Origin of the sequence: Nocardioides panzhihuensis (assembly GCF_013408335.1) — a bacterium.
GTDB lineage: Bacteria > Actinomycetota > Actinomycetes > Propionibacteriales > Nocardioidaceae > Nocardioides > Nocardioides panzhihuensis.
In genome coordinates this window covers 2,456,933-2,471,718 of record NZ_JACBZR010000001.1, presented here as the reverse complement: position 1 = coordinate 2,471,718, position 14,786 = coordinate 2,456,933, and the positions used below count along the sequence as shown (strand labels likewise).

Here is a 14,786-nt window from a genome sequence, read left to right as displayed (position 1 = left end):
GTAGGCAGTGTCGCTCTGACGCGGAATCGAGAGTTCCTCGACGGACGATGAGGATTTCCCCTACGCCGGCGCGGCTACGCGCGGGGCAGCGTGAACGCGAATCGGGTGCCACCGCCGTCGCGCGGCTCGGCCCAGATCATGCCGTGCTGACGGGTGATGATCCGGTAGCTCAGGGCCAGCCCGATCCCGCTCCCGCGCTCCTTGGACGTGAACGACTCCGCGAACGGGTCCTGCGTCAGCCCGCGCCCCCGGTCCTCGACGGTCACCATTCCCGAGGTCTTCCCGTCGTACGTCGCGGTGCTGGTGCTGATCCGGAGCACCCGGCTGTCCGGTCCGCACTGGCTCAGCTCGTCGACGGCGTTGAAGCAGAGGTTGAGCACCACCTGTCCGGTCAGCACCCGTTCGCAGCGTACGGGGACCGGGTCCGAGAACAGATCGAGCTCGACCTCGATCCCCGCGGGGTCCGCCCGCAACCCGACGAAGTAGAGGCACTCCTCGACCACGTCGTTGAGGTCCACCCGGCCCGAGACCTGTTCGAGATGTCCGACATAGGAACGTACGGAGCTGACGATCGTCGCCGCTCGCTCGATCTGGCGTTCGGCGCCTTCCACCCCGAAGGCGAGCATCTCGGTGGCGCCCGCTGTCTCGGCACAGCCCTGGAGCGTCCGTGCGCGGGCGCGGACGCCGGCCAGGAAGTTGTTCGCCGCGGCCAGGGGCTGACCCAGCTCGTGGGCGATAGCCATCGCCATGTCGCCCATCGCGTTGTAGCGAGCCAGATAGTTCTCCTGGTCATACGCGTGCTCGGCCCGGACCCGTTCGGAGATGTCGTGGACGGTGAGCACGAACTCCGCGACCCCGGGCTGATGCATCCGCTCGAGCGTCCCGCCCAGCCAGGCGGACCGGGACGGGCCGGATCCAGCGCGGCCGCGCAACCGCAGCCGGACGGTGGCGATCGGGTCGGCGGCACGGACCGCCGCCGACCAACCGGTGCGCTCGCGGTCGCCTCGCCGGTCGATCTGGACCGAGGCGACGTCGTCCAGAAGGTGCCCTGCCATATCGGACCGGGACACGCCGAACTGGGCGAGCGCCTGGTCGGTCACGTGCTCGACGACGCCTTCCGGGTTCAGCACGACGACCCCCGCGGCGGTGTGCCGGCTCAGCGTCTCGACGTACGCCGTGGTCTGCCGCAGCTCGCGCTCGACCGCCTGCTCGCGCTCGATGTCGCGGAACTGCACCATCACCGCCGGGCCCTGGGCGAGGTCGATGCGGATCGCGACCGCCTCGGTCGGGACCACCCGGCCGGTGCTCGAACGGTAGTGCCACTCGATCCTGCTGCGGCCCTTCTCGACCGCCTCCTGCAACCACGCCCTGGCGATCACACGGTCGTACTCCTGGGCGGAACTGCTCATCTTGTCGGCCTTGAGCGGTCGCAGCTCGGTGACGCTCCATTCGAGCAGCTCGCAAGCGGCGGGGTTGGCCCAGATGATGGCCTGCGTCTCGGCGTCGTGGATCAGCACGCACAACGAGGTCGCGTTCATCATCGCGAGGAAGTCGGTATGGACCAGCTCGGGCGCCTGTGGATCGACCTGCATCTGGTCAGGATAGGTCGCCGGATGAGGCCGGGGCGCTGAAGAAATCCCCTACGCGGGGCAGTGAGGCCCCCCTCACCCGGACCGGGCATTCCCAATTCCCGCCGCGCGGGCGGCCTCATAGCGTCGAACTCGGCGGTCGGCACCCCGGCCGGTCCGACACATCCGACCCGTTCCGATCCAACTCAGAGGAGCCGACATGGCCCAGGCCCAGGAGATCCAGAAGGAGACGGCCGCAGCGCCGCTCACCCTGGAGGACGTCCTGTCGGAGCTGGCTTCCCGGCGGGGTGAGTTCCACGAGCAGAGCTACGTTCCCCGTGACTTCGTCGACCGGCTCAAGCAGGTCGGGGTCTACCGGAGCTCGGCCCCGCGGATGTTCGGAGGCGAGCCGATGGCACCCGCCGACTTCCTCGAGGTCGTCGAGCGGATCTCTGCCGTCGACGGCTCGACCGGATGGGTCGCGGCGTTCGGGTCCGCACTCACCTACCTGGCGGCGCTCCCGCTCGAGACCCAGGCCGAGCTCTACGCCGCCGGTCCCGATCTCGTCTTCGCGGGCGGACTCTTCCCGGTTCAACCGGTGACCCCCACCGAGCGCGGCTTCGTCGTCGACGGTCGCTGGAAGTTCGCCAGCGGCTGCATGGGCGCTGACGTTCTCGGTGTCGGCATCCCCAGCGATGGCGCCTCCGGAGGCAAGCCGAGAACCGCGCTGCTGCGGCCCGAGCAGGTCGAGATCGTGCAGGACTGGGACGTCGCCGGGATGCGCGCATCGGGCTCGTTCGACCTGGTCGTCAAGGAGGTCGAGGTCGCCCGCGAGTGGACGTTCGTCCGAGGCGGAGAGCCGACCGTCGACGAGCCGCTCTTCCGCTACCCCACGATCGGCTACCAGGCGCAGGTGCATGCCGCAGTCGGTCTCGGGGTCGCGCAGGCGGCGCTCGACTTCGCCCAGCAGGCGGGTTCGCGCACCGGCGTGACCGGTGCACCGCCCCTGGCTGCCCGCGCCTACTACCGCACGTCCTACGCCGAGAGCTACGCCGCGCTGCGCTCGGCCCGGGCGTTCTACTACGAGGTGGCCGAGGAGGTCTGGAGCAGCGTCGTCGCCGGCGACGATGTCCGCCCCGAGCAGCACGCCCGGATCCGGCTATCCGCCACCTACCTGGCCTCCACCGCGGCCCGCATCGTCGCTGACCTCTGCACCATCTCCGGCACCGGCACGATCGCGAACCAGCATCCGTTGCAACGGCTTCGCCGCGACGCCGAGGTGCCGCAGGTACATGCCTTCCTCGGTCCCTCGATGTACGACGCCGCCGGTGCGGTGCTGCTCGGCCAGGAGCCGACCGTTCCCGGATTCATGTGAGCGATCCACCAGCCGCCCGTCCCACGACCCAAGGAGCCCCGATGAGTGAGCCAACACCACTCCGCGTCCTGTTCTGCATCGGTATCAACCAGAACTTCTTCGACCTGCCCAGCGCCGGCGTCACCGTCGACGACGTATGGAGGGCCTTCGTCGAGATGATGGACGGCATCAAGGCACTGCCGGGGGTCGACTTCATCGGGGACATCGATGACGACGCGCACCTGGTCGGCCCCTCCGACTCCTGGCCGTGGACCTGCTACCTGCTGGCCGACGTGGACACCCAGGAGACAGTCAGAGCCGCCTGCAACCTGTTCCGCACCATCGCGGTGGGGGACGGCGACTTCAAGCTCTGGAGATACGCCAAGGTCGAAGCGCGGATGGGCAGAGCCCTCACCCCGCGCTCCTACGAGCCCGCGGAGGCGAACTGAGATGACCACCGAGATCACCGCAGCCAACGTGTACGACCTCGCCGCTGCCGACCTGGTCCAGGGTGACCGCGTCGCGGGCCGGATGTACACCGACCCCGAGATCTTCGAGCAGGAGATGACCCGGATCTTCGAGCACACCTGGATCTGGGTCGCGCACGAGAGCGAGTTGCCCAAGCCCGGCAGTTTCAAGTCGACGTACGTCGGACGGCAACCAGTCATCGTCTCGCGAGACCGCAAGGGCGCGATCCATACGCTCGTCAACCGCTGCCGTCATCGCGGAGCGAGCCTGTGCGAGAAGCGGACCGGCGAGGCCAACGGCTTCACCTGCCCCTACCACGCCTGGTCCTACAGCCTCGACGGCAAGCTGCGCGGCATCCCCTATCCGGAGGGCTACGAGGGTGTCCTGGACAAGAGCGAGCTCTCGCTCAAGAGGCTGCGCACCGAGTCGTACGGCGGCATGGTCTTCGCCACCCTCGACGAGGACATCGAGCCGCTCGAGGAATTTCTCGGCGACGTGAAGGTGTGGATCGACCGGTTCATGAAGCAGGGTGGCGGCTACCCGGTCAAGGTACTCGGCACCCACCAGTTCACCTTCGGCGGCAACTGGAAGATCCAGCTGGAGAACACCACCGACGGCTACCACTTCCCGATCGTGCACCGCTCCTGGATGGCGTCGGTCGACGCCGAGACCGCCGACATGATGTCGTTCATGACCGACCCCGAGGCGATCACCCATGACCTCGGCAATGGTCACAGCGTCATGCAGATGGTGCCCGAGCACTCCGACCTCGACGCCGACGACGGCACCGAGAAGCTCCAGGACCGGTTCGACGGGTTGATCGCCGACCTGCGTGCGGCCGGTCTGTCCGACTCGGCGATCCGCAAGGTGGTCCTGGCTATGCACGGCACCGGGTTCAACCTCAACCTCTTCCCGAACGTCTCGATGTCCGCGGCGTTCTTCCGGGTCCTGCGGCCGATCTCGGTCGACAAGACGGTCATCGAGCACGTCGCGATCGGCCCCGACGGCCCCGACGAGGTCGTCGGCCCGGTGAACCGCGCCCGGCTGAGGGTGCACGAGCACTTCCAGGGGCCGTTCGGCTTCGGCACCCCCGACGATGCGGAGGGATGGGACCGGGTCCAGCGAGGCGCGCAGGGCGCACCCGAGATGCCGATCCTGGTCAACCGGGGTGCGGCTCGGGAGAAGCCGAGCCCCGAGGGCTGGCCGACCTCACATGTCACCGACGAGACCGGGATGCGCGCTGCGTACGCCCAGTGGAAGCAGATGATGAGCGATGACTGAGACTCTCCCCGACACCCGCACCGACACGGCTGCCACGTCGCTGACGGACCCGCGCGTGCTGCGCGGGATCGAGCTGGCCTGGCGGGAGGCCGACCTGCTCGACCGCAAGGAGTACGTCGCGTGGAACGCGCTCTACGCCGAGGACGGCCACTACGTCATCCCGATCGATCCGACCACGACGGACTTCGACAACACGCTGAACATGGTCTACGACGACGCTCGGATGCGCGCGATGCGCGTCACCCGGATGACCGAGGGGTACGCCCTCGCCGCCGTCGACTCGGCGACGACCACCCGCACCGTGTCCCGGTTCGTGCCCGTCGAGGTCTCCGACGCCGAGGTCGTGCTGCGCGCCTCTCAGGTGCTGGTCGCGTTCAAGCGCGGCCGGCATGACCTGTGGGCCGGCGACGTGGAGTACCGGATCCGGCTGGGCGCCACTCCGGCCGAGGACCTGATCGTGCTCAAGGTCGTCCGCCTGGTCGACAGCCAGGCTGCCGTCCCCGCCGCCGGGTTCCTGCTGTGACAACCCGATCCGAGGGCCGGCCTGTCGCGGTCGTCACCGGCGCCGGCAACGGGCTCGGAGCGGTGATCGCCGCGCACCTGCACCGCTCCGGACACCGCGTGGCCGTCGTGGACGTCGACGAAGCCGCCGCGACGACGGTGGCCGGCGACCTGGACGGCACGGGCGAGACCGCCCGTGCGTACGGCCTCGACGTCACCGACCGAGGGGCGATCGAGGACCTGCTGACCACTCTGCTGGAGAGCTGGGGTGACGTACAGGTCCTGGTGAACAACGCTGCCCGGACCCAGGCGACCCCGCTGCTGGAGATCTCGTCCGAGGAGCTCGCCTCGGTGATGGCGGTCAACATCGGCGGCACCTTCGCCGCCTGCCAGGTCTTCGGGCGGCACATGGCCGCCGCCGGCTACGGCCGGATCGTGAACCTCGGATCCCTCGCCGGCCAGAACGGCGGCACCGCCACCGGCGGCCACTACGCGTCCTCCAAGGGCGCGGTGCTGGCGGCCACGAAGGTGTTCGCCCGCGAGCTCGCGAGCGCCGGGGTGACCGTCAACGCCGTCTCACCCGGACCCCTTGACCTCCCCGTCGTACGCCGCATCGTCGGCGAGGCCGACGTCGACCGGTTCGCCGAGACCATCCCCGTGGGCAGGCTCGGAAGCCCCGAGTTCATCGCCGAGATGGTCGCGCTGCTGGCCTCGCCGGGCGCGGCCTCGGTGACCGGAGCGTGCTGGGACGCCAACGGTGGCCTCTACGTGCGCTGATCACCACCGAGAGGAGCAGATCGATGACCGACATCAAGGTGCGTGTCACCCATATCGGGGTCGTGACCCCGCAGATCCGTACGCTGCGGCTCGTCCGTGAGGACGGCCGGAGGTTCGAGCCCTACCGAGCCGGAGCCCACATCGACGTGGTCGGCCCGACCGGCGTACTGCGCCAGTACTCGCTGTGCAGCCCGCCGTCCGAGTGCGAGTCGCAGCTGATCGCGGTCAAGCTCGAACCGGACTCGCGCGGCGGCAGCGTGGCGCTGCATCAGGTGGGCGAGGGCGACGTCCTCGCCATCGGGGAGCCACGCAACCTCGTCTCCGTCGTCGAGGGCGCCGACCAGCACCTGCTCGTCGCCGGAGGCGTCGGGATCACCCCGATGCTCAGCCTCGCCTACGAGCTGCACGAGCGTGGTGAGGAGTTCCGGCTGGTCTACTTCGCCCGGTCCCGCGACCATGCCGCCTTCCTGGACCTGCTCGAGGACGCCGACTTCGCGGCTCGCGTCGAGATCCACCTGGGCGTACCTCGTGGCGACCAGAGCACGCTGATGCGCGACGCGCTCGAGACGATGAATCCGAGCAGCCACGTCTACACCTGCGGCCCGAGCGGCTTCATGGAGCAGGTGACCGCGGTCGCCACGCCCGTGGTCGGTGAGCGCAACGTACATGTCGAGCACTTCGAGGCCGCCGAGATCGACACCTCGGAGGACGACTCGTTCACCGTCGAGCTCGACACCGGGGAGTCCTTCGACATCCCCGCCGACCGCTCGATCCTGTCGGTGCTGACCGACAACGGGATCGACGTGTTCAAGTCCTGCGAGGAGGGGATCTGCGGCTCCTGCGTCTCTGGAGTCCTCGAAGGCGTCCCTGACCATCGGGACAACTGCCTCTCCGCGGCCGACAAGGAAGCCGGCGACCAGATGGCACTGTGCGTCTCGCGGGCGAAGAGCCCGAAGCTCGTCATCGAGCTGTACTGACGCCGGCGCCGGTAGGGGAAACCCTCAACGGGCTGCGGCCAATGCCAATGGAGCCCTGGCGTCAACGTTCCTAGCGTGGAACCACCCCCTCGCGAGGGTCGGAACATCCGCAGTCGCACGATGCCGTGCGGTTGAGGGATGATCTGCTCCTCGCGCCTTACCGACAGGACAGTCATGACCACGACATCCCGCGTCGACACCGACGGATCGGATCTGACCTCCACCAAGGGCGGCGTCGCCCGCCTCGCCTTCGCCAGCGGCGTCGGAACCTCTCTGGAGTTCTACGACTTCGCCATCTACGGGACGGCGACCGCACTCGTCTTCACCGACACCTTCTTCCGGACCGACGACCCCTGGTTCAGCACCTTCATGGGCCTGGCGACCTTCGCGATCGGCTTCCTGATGGCACCGGTCGGTGCGGTGCTCTTCGGCTGGGTCGGCGACCGGTACGGCCGCAAGTCAGCGCTGCTGATGACGTTCATCGGTATGGGCGTCGCCACGATGGTGATGGGCATGCTGCCCACCTACGCCCAGATCGGCGTCGCCGCGCCGATCATGCTCGTGCTGCTCCGGATGGTGCACGGCCTGTGCCGGGGCGGGGAGACCGGCGGTGCGGCAGTGCTCGCGATCGAGCACGCCCCCGACGACAAGCGGGCCAGGTACGGCGTCTTCGTGGCGCTCGGGTCGCCGATCGGGTCGATCCTGGCCAACCTCGCCTTCGCGGCGGTCCTGCTCCTCCCTGCTGCCAGCGTGGAGAGCTGGGGCTGGCGGATCCCCTTCCTCATCGGTGGTGTGGTGCTGTTCCTCGGCATCTGGATCCGCCACGGAGTCTCGGAGAGCCCGGTCTTCCAGCAGATGATGCGCGAGGAGGGCGAGACGCTGAAGAAGAACCAGCTCCCGGTCTTCGCCGTCCTCAAGACCAACTGGCGTCGCGTCGTGCTGGCGGCCGGCGTCAACATCGGCCTGAACGCGAGCACCTTCGCGCTGGTCACCTTCATGCTCTCGTACGCCACCGCTGCCGCCCCGGAGGGTCTCGGCCTGCCGCGTCAGCCCATCGTCAACGCCAGCATCGCCGCCTTGGTGATGCACGCCGTCGCGAACGTGTTGGCCGCCTGGGCCGCCGACAGGCTCGGTCGCCGGCCGGTGATGATGGCCGGCGCGGTCGGTTCGATCGCCTCGGGGCTGGTGATCTTCCACCTCGCCGAGACGGGCAGCGTGGCCGGTGTGGCCACCGCGATGATCATTGGGTTCACGACGACCGGATTCCTGTTCGGACCGATGTACACCTTCTTCACCGAGCTCTTCCCGCGCGAACAGCGCCAGTCGGGGATGGGCGTCTCCTTCCATGTCGGTGCGGTGCTGGGCGGCGGCATCTCGCCGCTGATCGCCAACCGGATCATCGCGAGCACCGGCGAGCCGACGTACGTCGGCTACTACCTGGCCGCCATGTGTGGGCTCTCGCTGCTCTGCCTCTGTCTGCTCCCCGAGACGGCTCCCCGGGCATTGGCCCGAGCCAAGCTCCGGACCCAGTTCAGCTGAGCCTGATCGGCAACCGGCCGGGTCGCGCCGTTTGGCGCTGCGCGCCGGGTCTCCAACACGGGGCAGTACCTGTAAAGCGTCGCACCGCCGACGTAGGCCCGCCACCTGCGGAATCAGGTGGCGGGCCTCGCTACTCTCAGGGGCTCACAGAACGGTCACGAGGTCACCCTTCACGAACCAGGAGTCGTATGGAGCCCACCGAGTCTCATGAATTGACGGATTTTGCCACCTGGCGGACGTTGATCCAACTGGTCAACACGTGGGAGCCCAGGTTGTCCGAGTGGAAGGCGAGTGTCGGTCGCGGCGTGATCGGAGGATTCGTCATGACGCCGGACGACGGTTATCTCGACCTCATGCGCGCCTGCGAGCCAGTCAAACATGCACTTCGAAAGGCCGATCGCGACTCTGTCGACTTCGCGGTACGCATCGCCGATGACGGCCGCGTGAGTATCACTTTGGCCGCCGAGTCCACTACCCATCAAATCGTTCGGGTGCCCGGCATCAACTCGGCGGGAACCTTGCTTCTCGTTCCTGATCGCGACCCGGCTCCGGCTCGGCAGAAACCAGCATTCTTTTCTGACGTACGCACCGCCCCATCAGCTGACCCGGAGCTTCTTGAGGATGTCCTGCGTGAGCGGATGCCCGGGGCCGTCGGCGCCAGCGCGGACGAGCTGGCCGACCTGGAGGAACGGATCGGTCGTCCGTTGCCCGACGAGCTGCGCGCTGTGCTCAGGGTGACCAAGGCGGATTACGGCACCGACTGGAATCTGGAGAACAAGGAGACCGAGGCCCTGGGCGGGATCTGCCTCTTCGGTCTCCACGGGATCGAGTCAGCGTCGAACGCCGACGTACGCAAAGGCCTCCCGTTCGACGTGCTGGTAGGCGTCGCCGCCGTCACCAACCTGGACTCGGCGGTTCAAGGCCTCGTCGACCCACCAGACTGGGTGGTGATCGGCGATCTCGGGGGAGGCTCAGGCGATTGGGTTGCTCTGGACCTCGCCCCTGGGCCCGCAGGGCACATCGGCCAACTGGTGGTGATCAGCCATGAAGCCGAGATCGGGGCTGAGCTGCTCGCCGAGTCGTTCACCGACCTCGTGGTCCACGGCAACGCCAAGGAGGCCACCGAGGACGCCTGCACAAGTCCCCCGGCAGTCGTCCGTCTGGTTGCTGGGTCCAACATGACCATCGAGGCTGCCGCGACGACTGCCCTCGAGGTGCTCACCATCGGCCGATCGGACGCACCGACCGATCTGACCCCGCTTGTCGGACTGCCCAGGCTGCGTACGCTGCGTGCAGCCCCGGGAACGATCGCGGCTCCGCATGTCATCGGCGAGCTTGATCAGCTGGAGTACCTCGAGATCGGTCTCGCCGAGTGGAAGACGTTGCTCGAGGCGGATGCCGTCCCGTCCTCGCTGCTGGCAGCTTCCGTCTACGGGTACGGTCTCCCCAGGGCGGATGTGGATCACGTCTTCGATGAACTCATTCGACACTGCGGTGGTGCCCCCCTCACGACGCAAATGATCGTAGGCAAGCTCACGGCCTGACGTGCATACCGGGATCAGCGCAATGTCAGCCCCGACCCGGCAGCAGCCCACTCGTATGTTGGGCGCCCTGGCGCCCAGCGACGCTGGCGGCGTGGCACTGTTTGCGTGGACACGCCAGAAGCGATCGAACAACGTACTCGGATCGGGGACACGGATGAGACTCATGCTCGGGGTTGGGGTCGCTGGCATGGTGCTGGGCCTGTCGGGATGCGGGCCGTTCGATCGGGACGCGGCCTTGGAGAAAGACCTCCTGAAGATGGCCGGAGTCGAGCAGGTCGATGTCGATGACCGGCGGGTGGAGTTCTCAGGCGTCAAGGAGAGCGACCTGAAGCCGGTCGCCGATCGGATCGCCGAGTGGGAGGACGACGGCGGTCTCGCAACCAGGCTGAACGGCTGGGACCTGACGAGCAACGGCGTGGTCGTCGGATCCGACGTGGCGCAGCAGCAACTGCCCAACGAGGCCGTTGCCGCGTTCGTGGAGTTGGCAGGTCTGGAACTCGATCAATACACCTCTGAGGAGATCAAGCCGTTTGGTGCGGGAGGGATCGATGACTCGTTCCGGGTGTCGCTGGACGGCGTTGAGGACCCGATGGGAGTCACCATCACCGTCCTGAAGGCGCTGGGGGATCATGCGACCCGTTATGGCACGCTCTCGGTCGAGGCACCAGGTGGCTTTCACGTTCTGGTGGCGATGGACAAGCTCGACGCGAGCCTGATCGACAGCGTCGTGACGGACCTCGAAAGCCTGCCTGACTGGAGCGCGTACGACGGCGCGTTGGTGCAGGTCGGCGGCATCAACGAGAAGCCGAACAAGATCGGACTCCGCTTCAATGTTCCCTTGGCGGACACAGTCGATGTCAACAGGTCGGCTCTCGCGGCGCAGGCGAAGCTGGTGAACCCGAACGACCTTTTCGTGTCGGTCGCCGACGTGCCTTCTGAGGGGTTCCTCCTGGTGATGGGCACGGTCGAGGAAGTCGGGGCCGAGGTTGCGGTGCTCGAAGGGCTGAAGGATTCGCCGATCGCGAGCGTCACCTTCATCGGCGGTGGGACCGAAACTTGGCTGGTGCTGACCGTCAAGACGCAAGCTGACCTCCTCACCGTCGCAGAGGACGCGGAGCGTGTCGGTGTCAGCCGGCTGGAGATGTCGATCGACGAGGAGGACCCGATCGGTGACAAGGTCGAAGGTACGCCGGCGGAGTTGATCAAGCAGCTCACTCGCTAGGCAATGCGTCGGCCGAACATCGTCGTGCTCGGGATCCATGCAATTGGGTCGGACGTGTCGTTCTGCGAGTAGCTCGATAAGCGGCGGATGCGTGTTGACAGCGCCAACGCTTGGCGCCATGTCCGGGCGTCTCCCAGCCGGTCCGGACGCGTCCCGAGCGCTCAACAGCGCTTTCGTGCGGGCCGTCTTCATCCGTACGCTCATCACCGGCAAGCAGGGCACCGAGCCCGGCCGTTCCATCGAGCAGGTCTCCAACACGGTCAGTACCTGTAAAGGATCACCTGATAATCCGCCCGTGGCCTGCGCTTTTGGTCACGGGCGGATGTTTGTTTGCCGGCGGCGACGGCGATGTCGTCCTCGGCGAGCTGATCCAGGCTCCACGCAGAGGGCAGTGGGCGCACGACGAGGCGGGAGCCGCCGGCCTCGGCTAGGAACAGCAGTTCACACGCTCACTTCGCGACTATGCCGCGTCCCTGGGGCGGCGAGCGGCTCGAGTACGAGGCCGGGGTTCATGGTTGGCGTGAGCGACCTGAGAGGGTAACGGTGCCGTGAGTTCTGCCTTGTCGAGTACCGATAGGCCGCTCGCACGTATCAGGCTGGCGGAGCAGAGCCGGGACGTGCAGGCCCGCCTGCGTACTTTGTGAACTGCGCCAGCGCGTCGAAGTTGTCCACGGCGTCCCTGCTTGCGACCGTGGCCAGGGCATGTCCTTGGATCAGTCGTTTTGCGGGCACTTCGAGTCGCTTGCCGGTGCGGGTGTGAGGCAGGGTGTCGAGGGTGATGATGTCGTCGGGTACGTGCCGGGGCGAGGCCGACGTGGCGATTGCCTGCTCGATCTCGCTGGTCAGCTCGCCATCGAGCGTGGAGTCGTCAGCGAGGACGACAAATAGGACGAGCCAATACCTCCCGCCTCCTAGCTCGGCGCCGACTACCAGCGAGTCGGTGATCTGCGGGAGCTTGTCCACGGCGTCGTAGATGTCGGCGCTGCCGAGGCGGACGCCGTGGCGGTTGAGCGTGGAGTCGGAGCGTCCCGAGACGATGACGCTGCCGTGTTCGGTGACCTGCATCCAGTCGCCGTGCCGCCATACGCCGGGGTAGGTGGCGAAGTAGGCGTCCCGGTACCGCTCGCCGTCGGGGTCGTTCCAGAAGTAGAGTGGCATGGAGGGCATCGGTTTGGTGACGACGAGCTCACCCACCTCGCCAACCACGGGCTGACCGGCCTCGTTCCATGCTTCGAGTGCGACGCCGAGGTTGGGGGCTGAGATCTCTCCAGCCCATACCGGTGTGGTCGGGGCGCTCCCGGCGAAACCGCCGACCACGTCCGTACCGCCGCTGGTGGAAGCCAGCTGGATCGACGGCCCGACCGCGTCGTGCACCCATTGGTAGGAGGCTGCCGACAGCGGGGCTCCGGTGGCGCCGATCGTGCGTAGTGCACGGAGGTCGAGTTCGCGGCCGGGCTGAAGGCCGGCCTTGGCGCTGGCGAGGAGGTAGCCGGGGCTGACGCCGAGCATCGCGACCTGCTCAGCGGCGGCGACCTGCCACAGCCGAGCGGTGTCGGGGTAGCTGGGGCTGCCGTCGTACAAGACGATCGGTGCGCCCACCAGCAAGCCGGAGGCGACGATGTTCCACATCATCCAGTTGGTCGTGGTGTACCAGAACAACGGTTTGCTGGGGCCGACGTCGAGGTGCAGGGCGAGCATTTTGAGGTGCTCGAGGAGCACGCCGCCGTGACCATGCACGATGCCCTTGGGCAAGCCTGTGGTGCCGGACGAGAACAGGACCCACAGCGGAGCGTCGAACGCGACTTGCTCGAAACGCAGCTCCGCCGACCGAGCGGTGGCCTGCTCCCAGGTGGCGTGCGTACCACCGGAATCAGCCTCGATGTCGATAGGCAGCCCGAGATTGGGTACGTGGACCGTGGCGCGCAACGTGGGCAACGCTTGCTGCAGTGCGGTGACCTCGCTGCGCCGGTCGTAGGACCGCCCGTTCCAGGAGTAGCCGTCCGCGGCAAACAAGACGACCGGCTCGAGCTGTGCGAAACGCGCGGCTGCCCCGTGCGCCGAGTAGTCCTGCGCGCAGGCCGACCACACCGCGCCGATGCTTGCAGCGGCGAGGAACGCGACGAGTGTCTCGGTCGTGTTGGGCAGGTAACCGACCACCCGGTCCCCGGGGTGAACGCCAGCTTCGCGCAACCATCCCGACACCGCGGCGACCTGGGCGCGAAGCTGCCCGCGGGTGGTCCGCGTGGTGGTCCCGTCCTCGGCCACTGCGGTCACCGCTACGGTGTCGTCGGCGCCGTACCGGAGGGCGTGCTCGGCGTAGTTGAGCCTCGTTCCGAGAAACCATCTCGCGCCGGGCATCGAGGATTCCGCGAGCACAGTGGTCGGGTGGCCGTCGGCCAGGATCTCGAAGTAGTCCCAGATGGTGGCCCAGAACTGCTCGAGGTGGTCGACCGACCATGCCCATAGATCGAGATAGCTGTCGAATGTGGTCCCCGTGCACTCGGTGACGTATCGGCCGAAACGGGTGACGGCCGCATCGGCCACCACCTTCGGATCTGGGTTCCAGATCGGGACGGGACCGACCACGGTGTCGTCCTCAGTGCCCATCAGCCGGGCTGGTGGGCGCCGGTCATGAGCTCGGCAAGGTCGTCGGGGGCAAGGAAGGACGGCGGCGGGGGAGGGCCCCAGTTGAAGAGTCCGCGGGTGCCTTCCCACACTCCTGGCGTCCAGAGCGCGTCGTCGACGATACAGTCGAGGTCGGCGTAGTACTCGGAGAAGTTGCCGGCGGGGTCTTTGAGGTACCAGAAGAAGTTCGATCCGACGTGGTGACGGCCCAGACCCCACACATGCCGGTCCGGGTCCTTCTCGAGCATCGAAGTGGCGCCGCGGCCGACCTCGTCGACGTCGTCAACCTGCCACGAGGTGTGATGCAGGAAGGCCACCGGGGCTTGTTGCACGAGCACGTTGTGGTGGTCGGTGGAGCACCGCATGAACGCCGCCAGCCCGGGCACTGTGTCGCTGACCTTGAACCCGATGCCCTGCTGGAAGAACTTCTGGGAGAACTCCTGATCTGTCGAGCCGAGCACGACGTGGCCGAGCTTGCGCGGCCGTACGACGCCCTCCCGCTCGATACCCGGAGCGCGAGACTCGGTGCGTGCGTTGACGCCGGGGGAGTTGTAGGCCGGCGCGGGCGTTGGTTCCTGGTCGTAGCGGTCGGCGACTTCGACCAAGACGACGACTCCGGTGCCAGGGTCCATCGCGCGGATGCCGCGCTCGGTGCGCTCGACCGGGACCTCGAGGTCGGTCAGGGAGGCGACCACACGGTCGAGGTCGTCGGGATCGTCCGCCCCGACCCCCATCTGCAAGAGGCGCCGCCGGTCGTTGTGAACTACCTGCAGCTGTTCTCCGCCGTCGACGGTCGAGAAGGTGCGATCAGCGTTCGGCGCCGTGTCGAGGTTGCCGGGGGCCAGCCCGAAGTCGGTGTAGTACGCGGCCGTCTCGTCGGGGTTGGGAACGCCCATGACGATCTTGGTGAGGCGGTGCAGGGCCATGACA

General features: G+C 67.6%; 12 protein-coding genes. 9 read left to right on the top strand and 3 right to left on the bottom strand.

The window, feature by feature from the left end; all coding sequences use genetic code 11:
- Positions 1 to 74: 74 nt before the first annotated feature.
- Entirely contained in the window at positions 75 to 1,592 is a 1,518-nt protein-coding gene (locus BJ988_RS11755) for an ATP-binding protein (RefSeq protein ID WP_179658161.1), read from the bottom strand.
- Between the two features lie 196 nt (positions 1,593 to 1,788).
- Here BJ988_RS11755 and BJ988_RS11750 point away from each other — a divergent pair, with 196 nt between their 5' ends.
- The 9 genes from BJ988_RS11750 (at position 1,789) to BJ988_RS11710 (ending at position 11,231) form a co-directional block, all read left to right on the top strand.
- Complete coding sequence (locus tag BJ988_RS11750; RefSeq protein WP_179658160.1) at positions 1,789 to 2,943, top strand: acyl-CoA dehydrogenase family protein; 1,155 nt, start codon at positions 1,789 to 1,791, stop codon at positions 2,941 to 2,943.
- Positions 2,944 to 2,984: 41 nt separating this feature from the next.
- Positions 2,985 to 3,371, top strand: coding sequence for a hypothetical protein (locus BJ988_RS11745; RefSeq protein ID WP_179658159.1), 387 nt, complete (start codon positions 2,985 to 2,987; stop codon positions 3,369 to 3,371).
- A gap of 1 nt (position 3,372) precedes the next feature.
- On the top strand, positions 3,373 to 4,671 hold the full coding sequence (locus BJ988_RS11740) for an aromatic ring-hydroxylating oxygenase subunit alpha (RefSeq protein WP_179658158.1): 1,299 nt from the start codon (positions 3,373 to 3,375) through the stop codon (positions 4,669 to 4,671).
- Positions 4,664 to 5,194 carry an aromatic-ring-hydroxylating dioxygenase subunit beta gene (locus tag BJ988_RS11735; RefSeq protein ID WP_179658157.1) on the top strand — a complete coding sequence of 177 codons (531 nt, stop codon included), beginning with the start codon at positions 4,664 to 4,666 and terminating at the stop codon, positions 5,192 to 5,194. Before BJ988_RS11740 ends, BJ988_RS11735 begins: the two co-directional genes overlap by 8 nt.
- Positions 5,191 to 5,949: an SDR family oxidoreductase gene (locus BJ988_RS11730; protein WP_179658156.1), complete on the top strand. Its 759-nt coding sequence runs from the start codon at positions 5,191 to 5,193 to the stop codon at positions 5,947 to 5,949. The genes BJ988_RS11735 and BJ988_RS11730 overlap by 4 nt, the downstream gene beginning before the upstream one ends.
- Positions 5,950 to 5,972: 23 nt before the next feature.
- Positions 5,973 to 6,926 (top strand): PDR/VanB family oxidoreductase, encoded by a 954-nt coding sequence (locus tag BJ988_RS11725; protein ID WP_179658155.1) that lies wholly within the window; start codon positions 5,973 to 5,975, stop codon positions 6,924 to 6,926.
- A gap of 174 nt (positions 6,927 to 7,100) precedes the next feature.
- A complete protein-coding gene (locus tag BJ988_RS11720; protein ID WP_179658154.1) occupies positions 7,101 to 8,465 on the top strand; it encodes an MFS transporter in 1,365 nt (454 codons plus the stop codon).
- A gap of 188 nt (positions 8,466 to 8,653) precedes the next feature.
- Positions 8,654 to 10,009, top strand: a complete 1,356-nt coding sequence (locus BJ988_RS11715) for an SMI1/KNR4 family protein (RefSeq protein WP_179658153.1) — start codon at positions 8,654 to 8,656, stop codon at positions 10,007 to 10,009.
- Between the two features lie 187 nt (positions 10,010 to 10,196).
- The gene (locus BJ988_RS11710; RefSeq protein WP_179658152.1) at positions 10,197 to 11,231 is read left to right on the top strand and encodes a hypothetical protein; all 1,035 of its coding nucleotides are present in this window, start codon (positions 10,197 to 10,199) and stop codon (positions 11,229 to 11,231) included.
- Between the two features lie 591 nt (positions 11,232 to 11,822).
- On the opposite strand, the gene BJ988_RS11705 is transcribed toward BJ988_RS11710, so the two are convergent.
- Entirely contained in the window at positions 11,823 to 13,838 is a 2,016-nt protein-coding gene (locus BJ988_RS11705; RefSeq protein ID WP_179658151.1) for an acetoacetate--CoA ligase, read from the bottom strand.
- On the bottom strand, positions 13,838 to 14,782 hold the full coding sequence (locus BJ988_RS11700; RefSeq protein ID WP_179658150.1) for a VOC family protein: 945 nt from the start codon (positions 14,780 to 14,782) through the stop codon (positions 13,838 to 13,840). The genes BJ988_RS11705 and BJ988_RS11700 overlap by 1 nt, the downstream gene beginning before the upstream one ends.
- Positions 14,783 to 14,786: the final 4 nt, after the last annotated feature.

Coding starts and splice junctions, on each gene's coding strand:
- BJ988_RS11755 (WP_179658161.1), bottom strand. CDS start 1,592: ATGCAGGTCGATCCACAGGCGCCCGAGCTGGTCCATACCGACTTCCTC.
- BJ988_RS11705 (WP_179658151.1), bottom strand. CDS start 13,838: ATGGGCACTGAGGACGACACCGTGGTCGGTCCCGTCCCGATCTGGAAC.
- BJ988_RS11735 (WP_179658157.1), top strand. CDS start 4,664: ATGACTGAGACTCTCCCCGACACCCGCACCGACACGGCTGCCACGTCG.
- BJ988_RS11720 (WP_179658154.1), top strand. CDS start 7,101: ATGACCACGACATCCCGCGTCGACACCGACGGATCGGATCTGACCTCC.
- BJ988_RS11700 (WP_179658150.1), bottom strand. CDS start 14,782: ATGGCCCTGCACCGCCTCACCAAGATCGTCATGGGCGTTCCCAACCCC.
- BJ988_RS11745 (WP_179658159.1), top strand. CDS start 2,985: ATGAGTGAGCCAACACCACTCCGCGTCCTGTTCTGCATCGGTATCAAC.
- BJ988_RS11750 (WP_179658160.1), top strand. CDS start 1,789: ATGGCCCAGGCCCAGGAGATCCAGAAGGAGACGGCCGCAGCGCCGCTC.
- BJ988_RS11725 (WP_179658155.1), top strand. CDS start 5,973: ATGACCGACATCAAGGTGCGTGTCACCCATATCGGGGTCGTGACCCCG.
- BJ988_RS11710 (WP_179658152.1), top strand. CDS start 10,197: ATGGTGCTGGGCCTGTCGGGATGCGGGCCGTTCGATCGGGACGCGGCC.
- BJ988_RS11740 (WP_179658158.1), top strand. CDS start 3,373: ATGACCACCGAGATCACCGCAGCCAACGTGTACGACCTCGCCGCTGCC.
- BJ988_RS11715 (WP_179658153.1), top strand. CDS start 8,654: ATGGAGCCCACCGAGTCTCATGAATTGACGGATTTTGCCACCTGGCGG.